This window comes from Anaerococcus tetradius ATCC 35098 (assembly GCF_000159095.1).
Lineage (GTDB): Bacteria > Bacillota > Clostridia > Tissierellales > Peptoniphilaceae > Anaerococcus > Anaerococcus tetradius.
In genome coordinates this window covers 332,585-348,033 of sequence record NZ_GG666297.1, presented here as the reverse complement: position 1 = coordinate 348,033, position 15,449 = coordinate 332,585, and the positions used below count along the sequence as shown (strand labels likewise).

The 15,449-nt window shown below is 37.2% G+C and carries 17 protein-coding genes; 5 read left to right on the top strand and 12 right to left on the bottom strand.

Annotated elements, in window-relative coordinates:
- Window positions 1-312: 312 nt before the first annotated feature.
- The 4 genes from msrA to HMPREF0077_RS06850 are packed head-to-tail and all read right to left on the bottom strand — an operon-like array spanning window position 313 to window position 2,807.
- The gene (gene msrA, locus HMPREF0077_RS06865) at window positions 313-798 is read right to left on the bottom strand and encodes a peptide-methionine (S)-S-oxide reductase MsrA (protein WP_004837281.1); all 486 of its coding nucleotides are present in this window, start codon (window positions 796-798) and stop codon (window positions 313-315) included.
- Complete coding sequence (locus HMPREF0077_RS06860) at window positions 799-1,236, bottom strand: threonine/serine exporter family protein (protein WP_004837280.1); 438 nt, start codon at window positions 1,234-1,236, stop codon at window positions 799-801.
- A gap of 9 nt (window positions 1,237-1,245) precedes the next feature.
- The gene (locus HMPREF0077_RS06855; RefSeq protein WP_004837279.1) at window positions 1,246-2,031 is read right to left on the bottom strand and encodes a threonine/serine exporter family protein; all 786 of its coding nucleotides are present in this window, start codon (window positions 2,029-2,031) and stop codon (window positions 1,246-1,248) included.
- Window positions 2,032-2,039: 8 nt separating this feature from the next.
- On the bottom strand, window positions 2,040-2,807 hold the full coding sequence (locus HMPREF0077_RS06850; protein ID WP_004837278.1) for a J domain-containing protein: 768 nt from the start codon (window positions 2,805-2,807) through the stop codon (window positions 2,040-2,042).
- Window positions 2,808-3,249: 442 nt separating this feature from the next.
- Between HMPREF0077_RS06850 and HMPREF0077_RS06845 the strand changes: the two genes are divergently transcribed.
- Window positions 3,250-4,086, top strand: a complete 837-nt coding sequence (locus tag HMPREF0077_RS06845; protein ID WP_004837277.1) for a sulfide/dihydroorotate dehydrogenase-like FAD/NAD-binding protein — start codon at window positions 3,250-3,252, stop codon at window positions 4,084-4,086.
- Window positions 4,079-5,470 carry an NADPH-dependent glutamate synthase gene (gene gltA, locus HMPREF0077_RS06840; protein ID WP_004837275.1) on the top strand — a complete coding sequence of 464 codons (1,392 nt, stop codon included), beginning with the start codon at window positions 4,079-4,081 and terminating at the stop codon, window positions 5,468-5,470. The genes HMPREF0077_RS06845 and gltA overlap by 8 nt, the downstream gene beginning before the upstream one ends.
- Before the next feature lie 88 nt (window positions 5,471-5,558).
- Here gltA and HMPREF0077_RS06835 read toward each other — a convergent pair whose 3' ends face one another.
- Window positions 5,559-6,395, bottom strand: coding sequence for an aldo/keto reductase (locus HMPREF0077_RS06835; protein WP_004837274.1), 837 nt, complete (start codon window positions 6,393-6,395; stop codon window positions 5,559-5,561).
- 81 nt (window positions 6,396-6,476) lie between these two features.
- Here HMPREF0077_RS06835 and ymfI point away from each other — a divergent pair, with 81 nt between their 5' ends.
- Window positions 6,477-7,202 (top strand): elongation factor P 5-aminopentanone reductase, encoded by a 726-nt coding sequence (gene ymfI, locus HMPREF0077_RS06830; RefSeq protein WP_004837273.1) that lies wholly within the window; start codon window positions 6,477-6,479, stop codon window positions 7,200-7,202.
- An 803-nt stretch (window positions 7,203-8,005) separates the two neighbouring features.
- Here the strand turns inward: ymfI and HMPREF0077_RS06825 are convergent.
- The 7 genes from HMPREF0077_RS06825 to HMPREF0077_RS06795 form a co-directional block, all read right to left on the bottom strand.
- Entirely contained in the window at window positions 8,006-8,425 is a 420-nt protein-coding gene (locus tag HMPREF0077_RS06825; protein WP_004837272.1) for an SH3 domain-containing protein, read from the bottom strand.
- Entirely contained in the window at window positions 8,422-9,198 is a 777-nt protein-coding gene (locus HMPREF0077_RS06820; RefSeq protein ID WP_004837271.1) for a tyrosine-protein phosphatase, read from the bottom strand. The genes HMPREF0077_RS06825 and HMPREF0077_RS06820 overlap by 4 nt, the downstream gene beginning before the upstream one ends.
- On the bottom strand, window positions 9,199-9,852 hold the full coding sequence (locus HMPREF0077_RS06815; RefSeq protein ID WP_004837270.1) for a CpsD/CapB family tyrosine-protein kinase: 654 nt from the start codon (window positions 9,850-9,852) through the stop codon (window positions 9,199-9,201).
- 1 nt (window position 9,853) lies between these two features.
- Window positions 9,854-10,549, bottom strand: a complete 696-nt coding sequence (locus HMPREF0077_RS06810) for a YveK family protein (RefSeq protein ID WP_004837269.1) — start codon at window positions 10,547-10,549, stop codon at window positions 9,854-9,856.
- Window positions 10,550-11,081: 532 nt separating this feature from the next.
- Window positions 11,082-11,303: a DUF2922 domain-containing protein gene (locus tag HMPREF0077_RS06805; protein WP_004837268.1), complete on the bottom strand. Its 222-nt coding sequence runs from the start codon at window positions 11,301-11,303 to the stop codon at window positions 11,082-11,084.
- A 14-nt stretch (window positions 11,304-11,317) separates the two neighbouring features.
- Window positions 11,318-11,509, bottom strand: coding sequence for a DUF1659 domain-containing protein (locus HMPREF0077_RS06800; protein ID WP_004837267.1), 192 nt, complete (start codon window positions 11,507-11,509; stop codon window positions 11,318-11,320).
- Between the two features lie 87 nt (window positions 11,510-11,596).
- Window positions 11,597-12,286: a peptidoglycan amidohydrolase family protein gene (locus HMPREF0077_RS06795; protein WP_004837266.1), complete on the bottom strand. Its 690-nt coding sequence runs from the start codon at window positions 12,284-12,286 to the stop codon at window positions 11,597-11,599.
- Between the two features lie 571 nt (window positions 12,287-12,857).
- Here HMPREF0077_RS06795 and HMPREF0077_RS06790 point away from each other — a divergent pair.
- Together HMPREF0077_RS06790 and HMPREF0077_RS06785 are read left to right on the top strand one after the other, a co-directional pair.
- Entirely contained in the window at window positions 12,858-13,370 is a 513-nt protein-coding gene (locus HMPREF0077_RS06790; protein ID WP_040349534.1) for a sigma-70 family RNA polymerase sigma factor, read from the top strand.
- A 576-nt stretch (window positions 13,371-13,946) separates the two neighbouring features.
- Window positions 13,947-15,425 carry a nucleotide sugar dehydrogenase gene (locus tag HMPREF0077_RS06785; RefSeq protein WP_004837263.1) on the top strand — a complete coding sequence of 493 codons (1,479 nt, stop codon included), beginning with the start codon at window positions 13,947-13,949 and terminating at the stop codon, window positions 15,423-15,425.
- The last annotated feature ends 24 nt before the right edge of the window (window positions 15,426-15,449 follow it).

The following is a 15,449-nucleotide window of genomic DNA, read 5'->3' as shown; positions in this document are numbered from 1 at the left end:
TTGAAATGTTTAAGAGATTCCTCCTCGCTTCGCTCTGTCGGAATGACAGGGTTGTTTAAGTTCTGCATCAAAAAGATTATACTTTTTGATTTAATTGAAGGTTCACTTTTTCATTTCATCTGATGCGTGATTTTTTTTGTTATCCTTTATTTCAAAAGAATTTTAGGTTATGTTATTGTCTATTTAATTTGTTTGGTTCTTGTGTCAGCTCTTGCCGACTAATACATAATACCATGTTTGATTATGCCTGTCAAATTTTTTATAAAAAAAATCAAGACGAGTTTTCCCATCTTGATTTTCCTTATTTAAAGTCTAGATTTTAGGCTTGTCTGATAGGTTGATGTGACAGTAGCCCAGAGGATTTTTCTTTAGGTAATCCTGGTGATATTCTTCTGCTTTTACATAGTTTTTTAGTTTTTCTACTTGGATTTGTATTTTTTCTTTTTCATTTTTTTGTTTGTCTTCAAGAAATTTCCTAGCTATTTGTAAAGTTTCTTCATCTTCTGCATAGATTCCTGTCCTATATTGTCTGCCCCTATCATTTCCTTGCTTGTTTATGGAAAAGGGATCTACTATGTAGTAGAAGTATTCTAGGATTTCTTTTAGACTTATTAGCTCGTCATCGTATGTTATTTTTACTGTTTCAGCATGGTCTGTTGTTTTTAGGTTTTCATAGTAAGTTTTCTTCGTTTTGCCATTAGCATAGGCAGTTTCTGTTTCTAAAACTCCCTTTATGCTAGAAAAATAGGCATCTACTCCCCAAAAACATCCCCCTGCTAGATATATTATTTTTTTCATTTATTTTTTCCTTCTTCTAAAGTTTTTGATATTTGTTGAAAATGATGTGGATAAGAGAATACCAAAGGCTATTGAGCCTGCAAGGGCCATGGCCTTGAAAAGGCTTAGTAGTACCATATTATTTTCATTGTCAATAAAGTATTTCATCGTGTTAAATATTGCTTCTCCCGGGCAGAGGTTTATTACTCCTGGTACTATAAAGATTATAGCTGGATACTTAAATATTTTGGCACAGTATTCTGAGATTAGAGCAATTACAAAGGCTGAAACGAAGGTTGCCATATAGGCAGAGCCTGTTTTGTTTGTTATATATTTATATATTACCCAGCCAATTCCTGCATTTAGGCAGGATATGAGAAGGGGCTTTCTCGGTGTTTGAAATACTAGGGCAAAGCCTATTGCACAAATAAATGATATGATGAATTGATAGCTATACATTTATCCTCCTTATAAGAAGTAGCTTACTATTGTTATTGGCATAGCTACGCCTAGGGCTAGGGCGGTAGATATTAGTATGGCAGTGGTAGCACCTGTCAAGCCACTTGTAACATCTCCACTCATCAAGTCCCTCATAGCATTAGTTAGGGTTATCCCTGGCAAAAACGCCATCATTGAAGCTATAACAATTTTGTTCGCTTCTATGTCAGCTAAGAAATACCTAAAGGATAGGGTCATTACTCCTACTACTATTCCTGCTATGAAATTTACCAAAAAGAAACCGAATTTCGCCTTTTGGAATTGAAAGCTTATTATGTAGGATACTAGTCCAACTATAAAGGAAATAAGCATATCTGTAAAATTTCCATCAAGCATCAAAAGGAAGGCAGCTGAGGATATGGCAGATCCCATTACTTGCATCCAGTAGGGTTGACCTGGGTCTTTTTTTATTTTTTGTAATTCATTCCAGGCATCATTGAGGGTGTATTGGCCATTGACAAAGTCCCTTGAAAATGAGTTTACCTTGTTTATAAAATAAAGGTTGTTTGTTCTTGATTTTACCCTTCTAATGTTGGTGTGGATTTCATCGTTAAAGGAAAAAGATATTACTATTACATTGGTAGTTGAATATACATCTACGTCTTTGATATTTTTCTTTGACCTTATTATCCTTTCAATTGTATCTTCTACCCTATAGACTTCTGCTCCGTTGGCAAGCATTATTGCCCCCGCATTTGAGGCAATTTCTGAAAGGATTACTGCCTTATCGAGGCTAGTTACTGCTTCATTTACCATAAAATCTCCTAACTATAAGTAGACTTGTATTTGTTGATATTTGCCTCTGTTAGAAATTCGTAGGCATCATTTATTTGCTGGAATTTCTCGGTTGCACCTTCTTCTTTGTTGATATCTGGATGATATTTCTTTGCAAGCTTCCTATAGTTTAGTTTTACTTGATAGATATCAGTTTGATAATTAAGACCAAGAGTATCACAGGATCTTTCGTATTTTTCTTTAAAGCCTAAGTCGTTGGTCATGTTAGTATAGGATGAACCTGTATCATAAGATTGCCAGTCGCCTTGGTTGAAATTTGTGTAGCTAAAGCCCCTAAAGATTTCTTCAAATCTTCTATTCATCTCTTCTTGACTAGCTCTTGCGGCTTCTTCTGCTTGTCTTCTTCTTTCCTCTTGCCTTTCAAACTTGTACTTGTTTGAATAATCAGAAAGGCTATCGAAGCCCACTTTTTTTCCTGTTATTAGGCTATCTGCCCTATCATACATCCATTCTGTAAGAGTGTAGTTGCCATATTTGAGCATAGAAATAAATTTAGGACCTAGGATTGGTATTATCAATATTATAAAGATGACTGTCCACAATTTTCTCGGTATAGCCAAGGCTATGAAGGGAAAAAAGACAAAGCCGGAGCAGCCAAATATAAAGACTAAAAACAACAATTGCCTTATTCCTTCAAAGGTCATGGTTATGACATTCATAATATTTATTAAAACTGTAAAGATATTTCCAATAAGGCTTGCGAATCCATGCAAGATTTTGCCGAAAATTTTTGCCATATATACTCCTTTTCTATTATTTCATTATACAACTTTAAGTCCTAAAATCATCGCACCTAGAAAAGTTTGTTAATAAGCATTTTTATATTTGGATAAAAAAGACGGTGGCTATGCTAAGAGTAGTCCTAGCCTTAGATAATTTCTCAAGCAAGTTTTAGATAAGGGCCTCGCTTTTGTTGTCTAAGGCACTTATCGTTTCGTCAAGAATTAAGCTAGGAGAAGTAAGAGTCGCTAACTTATGCTAGTAAAAGATGCTAAGATTTTCTTGTAGGGTCTATAGTAAGGAATAAATTTTTTAAGTAAATACTTGTTGGAATATTGCTTTTTCTTTTAAAAATCGCCCTCTTTCTTAGTTATCACATACTCTACTATTTACTAAATATTTTGCACCATTATTGTAAAATAGTAGATGATTTGATATTATATTACGAGGAGGAAATTTATGGCACGAATTATAGAAAAAACCAATTTGAATGAGAATACAATAAAATTTGTTGTCAAGGCTCCGCTTATAGCACAAAAAGCCTTGCCAGGTCAATTTATTATTCTAAGGCTAGACGAAAAAGGAGAAAGAGTTCCTTTTACCATATCTGAAACAGATGAAGAAAACGTTACAATCATTGTTCAAATCGTAGGTGGCACAACCATGAGAATGGACAAACTAAAGGCAGGAGATGGCTTCCTAGACTTTGTTGGACCACTAGGCAAACCAACAGATCTTGACGATCTTAAAGGAAAGAATGTATGCGTAGTAGGCGGTGGACTTGGTACAGCTATTGCTTATCCTCAAGCCAAATACCTACATGAGCTAGGCGCCAATGTAGATGTTATTATGGGCTTTAAAAACAAGGACATCATCATCCTTGAAGACGAATTAAAAGCTTGTTCAGACAATTTGTACATAACTACAGACGATGGCTCATATGGTAGACAAGGCTTCGTAACCCAAGTCCTTGATGATCTAATCAAAGAAGGCAAAAACTACGATCATGTCTTAACCATAGGCCCTGCTATCATGATGAAAAATGTAGTAGGAGTTACTAGACCATACGATATTCCAACAACTGTATCCATGAACTCAATCATGGTAGATGGAACAGGTATGTGTGGTTGCTGTAGACTAAGTGTAGGTGGCAAGATGAAATTTGCCTGCGTTGATGGACCAGACTTTGATGGATTCTTGGTAGACTTCGACGAAGCTATGAACAGAGCTAGAAACTATGTCACAGAAGAACGTGAGCATATTTGCAATATAACTGGGGAGGTAAGACATGGCTAAATTCAATATGTCCAAAACTAAAGTTCCAATGCCAGAACAAGACCCAAATGTAAGAAATAAGAACTTTGATGAAGTAAGCTTGGGCTATACACTTGAAATGGCTAAGGAAGAAGCGACAAGATGCGTCCACTGCAAGAACAGACCTTGCGTTTCTGGTTGTCCTGTTGGAGTACAAATCCCAGAATTTATCAGCCTTCTCCTAGAAGACGACCTAGATGGAGCCTACGAAAAAATCGCAGAAACCAACAACCTTCCAGCTATTTGTGGTAGAGTTTGTCCGCAAGAAAACCAATGTGAAGGAAATTGTACTAGGGGAAGAAGAGATGAACCAGTAGCAATCGGTAGACTCGAAAGATTTGTAGCTGATCATAGAAATAGCAAAAATTACAACAAGCCAGTCGAAGTAACCAGCAAAAACAAAAAAGTTGCCGTTGTAGGAGCAGGCCCTTCTGGACTTTCTTGCTCAGCCGACCTCGCTAAGCTTGGCTACAAGGTAGTAATGTTTGATGCCTTCCATACAGCTGGAGGCGTACTAATGTATGGAATCCCAGAATTCAGACTTCCAAAAAAATTAGTTCAAACAGAACTTAAAAACGTAATAGGTCTTGGAGTAAAACTTCAAACCAACACCATAGTAGGAAGAACCATGTCCCTAAAAGACCTCTTCGACCAAGGCTTCGAAGCAATCTACCTATCAACAGGAGCAGGACTTCCAAAATTCCTAAACATACCAGGAGAAAACCTCAACGGGGTCTACTCAGCAAATGAATTTTTAACAAGAATGAACCTAATGAAGGCCTACAAGTTCCCAGAATACGACACACCAGTCCACATAGGAAAGAAAGTCTGTGTAGTAGGTGGAGGAAACGTAGCAATGGATGCTGCAAGATCTGCCAAAAGATTGGGAGCAGATGTAACAGTAGTCTACAGAAGAAGCTTCGAAGAAATGCCAGCTAGACTTGAAGAAAGCCACCACGCCAGAGAAGAAGGAATTAACTTCTTAAACCTTCACAATCCAGTAGAAATCATAGGCGAAAATGGCTGGGTTAAAAAAGTAAAAGCAGAAAAAATGGCCCTAGGCGAAGCTGACCAATCTGGTAGAAGACGTCCAGTAGCAACTGGCGAATATGAAGAAGTAGAATTCGACTCTGTAATAATTTCAATAGGTCAATCTCCAAACCCACTTATCAAACAAACCAATGACGATATCGACACAGAAAGCTGGGGCGGAATCATCATAGACGATACAACAATGACCACCAAAGATGGAGTATTCGCAGGAGGAGACGCCGTAAGTGGTGCTGCGACAGTAATACTTGCCATGGGTGCAGGCAAAAAAGCCGCAGAAAACATAGACAAATATCTCCAAGCAAAAGACAAATAAAAATAAGACCTCCCTAGAAGAAATTCCTTCTAGAGGGGTCTTTTGCTTTAAATCAACACAAAACTAATAAAAAAGTAAGACATGCTAGCTACATATGTCTAATTTTTTCTAGCCAATCTTGATCTAGGGGATCCTGAGAAAATCTTTGTCTCCTATCAAGGCTTGCCAATACCTTCATATCACCATCATCCAAGGCGAAGTCGAATATATCTATATTCTCCCTTAGTCTTTTTGGATGAACAGATTTTGGTATGACAAAAGTATCTTGATCAACATTCCACCTCAAAGCTATCTGGGCAGGGGTCTTGTTATACTTATAAGCTATATCTTTTAGAATAGCTTCATCTAAAAGACCTCCCCTAGTCCTTGCTAGTGGGCTCCAAGCCTGGTGTTTGATATTCTTTTCCCTAAGAAAAGCCCTAGTCTTTCTATCTTGCAAGAACAAATGACTTTCTAATTGATCCATAGATGGAGCCTCTCCCACTTCCAATAACTTTTCCACTTGCTCTGGCATAAAATTGCAAACCGCAATAGACCTTACTATCCCTTGATCCTTGTAGTCCATAAAAACCTTCCAAGCCTCATCAAAATCCTTGCCAAACCAATGGAGGTGGATAACATCAATATAATCAGTCCCAAGCTTCTTTAAAGATTCATCAATAGATCTCTTAGTCTTATCAAGTCCATAGGCAGATGGCCAAACCTTAGTTGCAAGCATATAATCAGCCCTCCTCTTAGAAGAATGACTAAGTGCCTTTCCTATATATTCTTCATTATTATAAAAACTTGCTGTATCAATATACTCATAACCTAAATCGAAGGCCGCATTAATAACCTCATCTATAATCTTCTCATCTTCAATCTTGTAAGTCCCCAAACCAAGGGCTGGAACCCTCAAGCCGTCATTTAGTGTGTAATATTTCATAAAAACTCCTTTACATCTATAATATATTCATACCCAAAGTCTCCTATATTAATAAGATAAGCAATGTGATAAAATAGTAATATGAAAACAGTATTAATAACAGGCTCTTCTCGTGGCATAGGCAAGGCCATAGCAAGAAGACTCAACCCAAACTACAAAATTGCCATTAACTACAAGGAAAGCAAAAAGGCCGCATTATCCCTCCTAGAAGAACTAAGACAAACAAATCCCTACACCATAGCCATAGGAGCAGACGTCTCCAAAGAAGACCAAGTAGAAGAAATGTTTGCCACCATAGAAAAAAACTTAGGAGCAGTCGACATCCTCATAAATAACGCAGGAATCGCCCACTACTCCCTTATCCAAGATACCCCCTATGAAAGCTTTCAAAAAATAATCCAGACCAACCTCGACTCTGTCTTTCTAACAAGCAAAAGAGCCGTAGGAAAGATGCTAGAGAAAAAAGAAGGAGTCATAATAAACATCTCCTCAATCTGGGGCGAAGAAGGCTCAAGCATGGAAAGCGCCTACTCTGCAAGCAAGGGTGCCATAAACAGCCTCACTAAATCCCTCGCCAAAGAACTTGCCCCAAGCAAGATAAGAGTAAACGCCATAGCCCCAGGCATAGTAGAAACTGACATGATGACAAAAGACTTCTCCAAAGAAGAACTAGAAGAACTAAAAAAAGAAGTAGGCATGGAAAGATTCGCCAAAGCAGAAGAAATAGCAAACCTAGTAGCCTACCTAATATCAGAAGAAGCCTCCTACATCACTGGCGATATAATAAATATAAATGGAGGATACTAGAAAAATATTCCTCCTGTAATTTCGAATGATACTTGCAACAAGAAACGAAAGTGAATTGATGGCAGACATACCTGTCATTCCGACAGAGAAATCGCAGATTTCGACGAGGAATCTGATTAGTTTATCTCAGACCTAAGTAAATATATGACGTCAAAGAAAAAGATCCCTCCTCAAAAGCTTGCTTGCTCGTTCGGGATGACAGGAGGTGTCGCCACACTCCTCTACACGACATGAAGATTGCTTCCCCTTTGAATGTCTGTCCCTCTTGTCATTTCGACAGAGCTTCCACGGGGAAGCGATGAGAAATCTAACTAGCAAGTCTAAGAGTCAAGGAGAAAAAAGACACCATAGAAAAAGATCCCTCCTCGAAAGCTAAGCTTACTCGTTCGGGATGACAGGAGGTGTCGCCACACTCCTATGTGCGACATGAAGATTGCTCACCCCTTGAATGTCGTCCCTCTTGTCATTTCGACAGAGCTTCCACGGGGAAGCGACGAGAAATCTAACTAGTTTATCAACGAGTCAAGCATATATATGACATAAAAAAGAGTTACCTCCTCGAAAGCTTGCTTACTCGTTTGAGATGACATGGTGGTCGCTTCGCTTTTCATGATGACAGGAAGGGGATGTCATTGCTAATGCATCTTTCCACAATTAAGGCATCTTGTGTCATTTCGATCGAACGAAGTGAGGAGAAATCTAATTAGTAAGTCCTATAGCCAAGCAAGCATATGACGTCAAAATAGAGATCCCTCTTAATTTTCCCAAAAGAAAAACCGTCAATTTCTTAACGGTCTTTTGTCTCATTTAATTTCTTCTAGCATGTCTTTTCTTATAAAACCAGTATTACCTTCAAAAGTAAGCTTTATCCAGTCTGCGTCCTCGCCCTTTGTTTCTTCTAAAGCCTCAAACTCACTTCCACCAGGAACGGCTACTAAGATATTGTCTTCCACAGTATTTGGCTCACTTCTCATATTTGTAGTACCTCTTGTCCTGAATTTTTTCTTTTTATTTTCTTCTTTTGCTGGCTTTTGTTTTTTTACTTCAGTCTTTTCTTCTGCTTTTTTATCCTCATTTGACTTTTCAGCCTTTTTTGGGTCTTCTTTCTTGTCAAAGACTGATTCTACCTGTATGTTCTTTGCTTGATAGTTATCTTCCTTTTTATTACAAGAGTTAAGACTCAATAGGATGATTGCAGATAAAAATATATATTTCAACTTCATCTTCTTCTCCAAAAACTAAATATGCTTCTTTTCTCTTTTTTATTATTTATTAAGATTTTTTCATGCTCACTTGGGATAAATTGATCTCTTAAAACAAGAGAAGGGTTACTCGTGCTTAGCTTATAGAACTTATCTTCTGATACAATTTTTAGAATCTCTTCCTTATATTCATTGATATAGGGATTTCTCCACTCAGATTGGTGGGCATCAGTAGCAATAAGATGAACCATATTTCTTTCTAATAAGCTTTTGATAGTTTCGTAGTTTGACTTAATAGATGAGTAGTTAACCTGAATAAGTGCACCCATTTTAATAAAATCTATTAGCCAATCAATATCTCTAGCTACATAAGGATACCTTTCAGCGTGGGCTATAATTGGCACATAACCATCCAGCTGAAGATTATAGAATAAGTCCTTCAAAAAATTAGGCTTATTCACAAAAGATAGCTCACAAAGGACATATCTTGTATCATTAAGCCTAAGAAGCTCTCCTGAGGCAAGCTTTTTCTCCATACCTACTTCAACTTGAATTTCATGACCAGGATAAATCTTAAAATCTAGGCCCTTTTCTTTTATCTTTTCATTCAATATAGAAACTTTATCTCGAATTTCTGATGCATCGACCATATATCTTGACCTATCAAAGTGGCTTGTAGCGATTATTTCGCTAAAACCAGACTTCATATACAAGTCAACCATAGCAAGACTCTCATCTATTGACCTCGATCCATCATCTACTCCATAGACTATGTGATTGTGTATATCTATCATCTAATAATAATTCCCATACCTTTTATCTTTCATTGGAACATAGGTAAGAACTGCACCTAGAATGTGAGCGTCAACCTTTTTAAGATTATCCAAGGCCAAAGTTATATCTTCCTTCTTGGTATCAGAAGACTTGATAACAAAGATTACCCCATCACATAAGGTAGAGACTATAGAAGCATCTGTGAAAAGACCAACTGGTGGTGTATCAATAAAGACATAATCGTAAACTTCTGATAAATCTTCAATGAATTTCTTAAAAACTTGCGATGCTAAAATCTCGGCAGGGTTTGGTGGAACTGGACCTGTAAAAATCAAATCGAGATTTGCCTGGTCACGATCTTTGTTTATTGCCCTTTGTATACTAACCTTGCCTGTTAGATAATTAGTAACGCCAACATTATCATTAATTCCTGCTATCTCATAAAGAGAAGGAGATCTCAAGTCACAATCTATAAGGATTACCCTCTCACCATTATCCGCAAAAGACTTGGCGAGCTTATAAATAACTGTAGACTTACCCTCGGATGGCTTGGTAGATGTTACAGCTATAATCTTATTTTTCTTATCCAAGCTACTAAATTGTATATTTGTCCTAACCGAACGAATCGCCTCATCATACATAGAGGCACTATAATAACTGTTTTTCTTACTCATACTAATTTCCTTGCTTTCTATCTGGCACAATACCAATGACTGGTATATCAAAAAACTCTGTAACTTCTTCTGCACTATTTACAGATGAATCTGCTAATTCCCTAAATAAGGCAACAGCCATACCAAGTACAAATCCTAAAACTAAACCGATAGCTGTGTTTTTTGCAATTTTAGGTGAAGAAGGCTCTTCTGGAAGGGTAGCTCCATCGAGAATCTGTACATTATCAACCTTCATAATATCGCCAATAGAACCCTTAAAAATATTAGCAGTTTCATTAGCAATATCCATAGCCCTCTCAGGAATAGTATCGACAACCTTTACAGAAATAATTTGTGTATCCTTCACAGGCTCAATAGAAACCTTAGAAGAAAACTCCTCATAATCCATATCAAGGCCTAGATTTTTAATAACCTTATCAGCTATACCCTTGGACTTAACAATCTCGGAATATGTAGAAATAAGAGCCTTATTGGCTTGGATTTGACCATAATCGACATTAGCTTGAGGGTTCTGATCATTATTTTGAGTAGAATTGCTTACGATCATAGTAGCATTAGAATCATACTTTGGCGTAATAATGAAGCTAGACAAAACAAAACTCAATGCTCCTATAACAATTGCAAATAAAAAAATCATAGGCAAATGTTTGACTAACTTCTTAGACAATTCAATTAAATCAATTTCTTGTTCATTCATTAATTTTCTCCTTATAGTAGTATTGTTTACAAAAGTACATCTATATAATAGTTTATACTAAAACACCTTAAAATTCAACAAGCTTTTTACACTTTTTCTACAAAATTAAAGAAATATATAAAAATTTTGAAGAAAATGAATCCCTCCTCGCCACAATAAATGCAAGTGAATCTTTGGAAGACCTACATGTCATTTCGATCGAACGAAGTTAGGAGAAATCTTACTTGTAAATCTCATAGCCAAGTAACAATAAGAGATCAAAGGAAAGATCCTCGCGTCAGAAGCGAAGCTTCTTCCTCAGGATGACAGGTGGGGTATCGTTCGCTCCTCAGATTGCAAGAATGATGTCATTTCTAATGGTTCTGGCCACAATGTACGCAAGTGAATCGTTGGAAGACCTACATGTCATTTCGATCGAACGAAGTTAGGAGAAATCTTACTAGTAATTCTCATAGCCAAGCAAGAGTAAGACATTATTAAGCTCTCAACCCAGCAAAAAAGCCAGCTTTCGCTGGCTTTTCCTCTTTTCTTCTTATTTGTTTATCTTGTATTCTTTGATTTCAATTGTTTCTAGATAGGCTTTTACTTTTTTTGTTAGCTTACCATTTTTGGTGGCTAGGGAGCCTGATGCTATAATTTCATCCATGGCCTTGTTTATGGCATTTTCATCCAAATTTCCTTTTGGCTTATCTATTGATATAATCCTTTTTGCTCCTTGTTCATCTGCAAATTGTAGCTTTAATACTTGATTCATATTCTATTTCCTCCTTATGCTAATTCACTTGTTACGATTTTCATGGCAACTTCTTTTTCTACATCCATTAGGCTAGTATAGGCTCTTACGAATTCCTTTAGGCTTTCATCTGATATACCTTTTACAAAGTTTGAGAATGTTTTTGATGCTTTCTTGATTTTTCCACTTAGCTTATCTGCCAATTCATACATAATTTTTACTTTCATTTTTTTCTCCTTTTATTTTTCTTATTTTGTAGGCCCTACACCTATATATAGAAAAATCTCTCAATTCTTCCCGATTTTTTTATTTTTTTAAACATCTATCCAAGAGTTGCCCTCATCATCAGCGTAGGCAACGTATCTTCTTAGACCGCTTTCATTTCCTATATAGGATAGCCAAAAGTATCCATCACTTTTTACGAGAAAGTCGTAGTTTATGGTGTCATCTGGATAGTAGTGGGTTACAATGTTACTTTTAGTCGTGGGTCTCTCCCTTACATTGCTAATGGCGTGGACAAGGGCTCTTCCCTTTTTCCAAATCCCAAGCCTTTCATCCTTCCCATTTTCTATGGGTCTAAAGTATCTTTCCTCACAGGAACGCTTACAGTCGAGATAGTAGCCTATATAGGATGATTCATCATTGATTGATACACCATTGTTTGTGTAGTTACAGTGGATAATTGATCCCTTCCTTAGGAAAATCCCCGTATGGCCGTAGGCTCCAGCAGAGTGTCCCTCCACTCCTCTTATGAAAATGTCTCCCCTACGTACCTTGTTATAGTCATAAATTTCTGTTAGGACACTCCCCCTTAGCTTGTAGAGGGATTCGGTATTGCCAATCCTAGTTGATGGGGGAAGAAATCCCCCGGCTATTAATGAATAGTAGACAAAGGACGAACAGTCCATAGCTTCTGGCCCCAACCTTTGAGGATAGGCCATAGAATAGCTGACCCTGCCATGTTTGGACATGGCAAAGTCAATCATCTTGTCAATTTTTGTCATCTTACCTCCTTGGCCCAGTCTTAGACTAGGCCGATTTTGCTTTTTATTTCCTTAGTATCTATCAATATCCTGTCTATCTTTCCATTGATTTGAAAGATTAAAATTAGACAAATGGCGACAGGAAAGCCAAGTTCACTAATTATTTTAATGATGTCCATAGTTTTCTAGGCATGAGGACGTTTTTTGCTCTAGGCAAAATTTCGTCCTTTTCTTAAAAATCTATCAATGTAATCTCATTTAAGAAGACAAACTAAAAGGCATAAATCCTTAGTTGACTTAACTTAAATATCACAAAGCTATTCTCAAGAGATTAAGAAAGTGCGCCACTCCCTTCTTTAAAATTTTCTCCTTACTCTCGCAAGTATTAACCTCCTTTCACCTATATATAGAAAAAATGGGCTTATCTTTCCCTATTATCAGGTTTTTAGCCTTTAATTGTCTGTTTTGTTTTTATAAAAGCCTTTTAAAGTTCACGTAGGAAACTATCAAGCCTTAGGCCGATTAAACTTTTTATGCCATTTCATTTATGATTATGATGTCGACAAAAGAGAGCTCTCGGAAAGGAAATATTATGAAAATAACTTTAGACAATTCTGAGAGAATAATGGCAGCTTACAAGCCACTAATACTTAAAACAGTAAAAAAATTCAGCGCCTTCGAAGAAGATGAGGCAATAGATGAAGCAAGGATGATCCTGATTGATGCCATAGGAAGCTATGAACAAGGAAGGGGAACTTTTGGTAACTATCTACAAAACAAGCTCCGCTACTACTTCCTAGACAAGGCAAAGGTGAAAAGACCGACTTCAATTTACGAGAAAAACGACAAGGGCGTAGAAATAATAGAAGAAATACCAGGGAAGGCTGACCTTGAAAATAACTTAGTCAAAAAAGAAGAAGAGAAAAAAATAAGAAAAAGCTTGGAAAAAATCGATAAGAAAAACTCCCTCATCCTAAAACTAAAATACTACCAAGACCTAACAAACAAAGAAATAGGTCAAAAAATGAACCTCTCCCCAAAAACAGTAGCCAACCGCCTAAGTCTAGGAATAAAGGAGCTTAGGAAAGTATATCAAACTATATAAGTCACACAATTAATAATGGTCCTGACCACAATAAACGCAAGTGAATTGATGGCAGACCTTAATCGAGGCTTTGCGAGGTGAAGGTCGCTAGACCTTAGCCCGCAAACTACCGTCGACAGAGAAATCGCAGATTTCGACGAGGAATCTGATTAGTTTATCTAAGACCTAAGTAAATATATGACGTCAAAGAAAGAGATCATCACGTCGCTTCGCTCCTCGACGGTAGTTTTCGGATTCGCTTAAATATATAAATGCTCATCTCGAAAAGCCTCGATTAAGGAGTTTCCTCAATTCGTTACACTCATTGGGACAACTCCATTAATGATGACAGGTGTGTGTCATTTCGACAGAGCTTCCACGGGGAAGCGACGAGAAATCTAACTAGTAATTCTCAGAGTCATGAAACATTAAGACGTCAAGAAAAATGATTCATTTACAAATAAGATCAGTTGAAATGTTACTCAAAAACTCAATGCAATAAAATTAATCATACAAATATTATTTTGTGTTATTTATATTGACATTTCTCCTCTAAGGAATATGATACTAACATCAAAAGACTAATTAGGAGAAGTAATGAAAAAACTATCAATAGAAAAAATGGCAGATACTGTCATCAACAAAAGAAAAGAGATGGGACTCACCCAGGCTAAGCTTGCCGAGATGACCGGCATCAACAGGGCTATGATCAGTCGCCTAGAACAAGCTGACTACACTCCTTCTATCGACCAGCTCCAAGCCATTGGCGAAGTCCTTCATTTTGAAATTGTGGACCTCTTCGAAGAAGAAGAAAAGGCAGAAAATATTATCCCAATTGATAAAAAATACAAGATTGCAGTCGCAGGTACAGGCTATGTAGGAATGTCCATAGCGACCCTTCTTTCCCAACACAACCATGTAGAAGCAGTAGACATAGTCCCAGAGAAGGTAGACCTAATCAACAAGAAAATCTCCCCTATCCAAGACGACTATATAGAAAAATACCTAGCCGAAAAAGACCTCGATCTAGTAGCGACTCTTGATGGTGAGTCTGCCTACAAGGACGCCGACTTTGTCGTAATCGCAGCTCCTACCAACTACGATAGCAAGAAGAACTTCTTCGATTGCTCAGCAGTAGAGGCTGTAATTGAATTAGTCCTAAAGGTAAATCCTAAGGCTATGATGATCATCAAATCGACTATTCCCGTTGGCTACACCAAGTTTGTCAGAGAAAAATATCACACTGAAAATATAATCTTTAGCCCAGAATTTCTTAGAGAGTCCAAGGCCCTTTACGATAACCTATACCCATCAAGGATAATAGTATCTTGCGATGAAAAAAGTAGAGAAAAGGCAGAAATCTTTGCAAATCTTTTAAGACAAGGGGCAATCAAAAAGGATATAGAAACCCTCTTTATGGGCTTTACAGAAGCAGAAGCAGTAAAGCTTTTCGCTAACACCTACCTTGCCCTTAGGGTATCCTACTTTAACGAACTAGATACCTATGCTGAAAGCAAAAATCTAAACACAGAAGAAATAATAAGAGGAGTATGCCTAGATCCAAGAATAGGTAGCCACTACAACAATCCATCCTTCGGCTACGGTGGCTACTGCCTACCAAAAGATACCAAACAACTCCTAGCCAACTTCGACCAAGTCCCACAAAATATGATCTCCGCCATTGTCCAATCCAACAGGACAAGAAAAGACTTCATAGCCGACCAAGTCCTAAGTATAGCTGGCTACTACGATTATAACTCAGATGGCGACTACCAACCAGAAATGGAAAAAGACTGCACCATAGGAGTCTACCGTCTAACAATGAAATCAAACTCCGATAACTTCCGCCAATCCTCCATCCAAGGAGTAATGAAAAGAATAAAGGCAAAGGGAGCAAAAGTAATAATCTACGAACCAACCCTAAAAGACAGCGACACCTTCTTCGGATCACTAGTAGTAAATAACCTAAAAAAATTCAAAAAAAATAGCCAAGCAATCATAGCTAATAGATATGACTCAGAATTAGATGATGTGATAGATAAAGTTTATACTAGAGATATATTTAAAAGAGATTAGCTTAAAAGGAGAGATTGCTCTCCT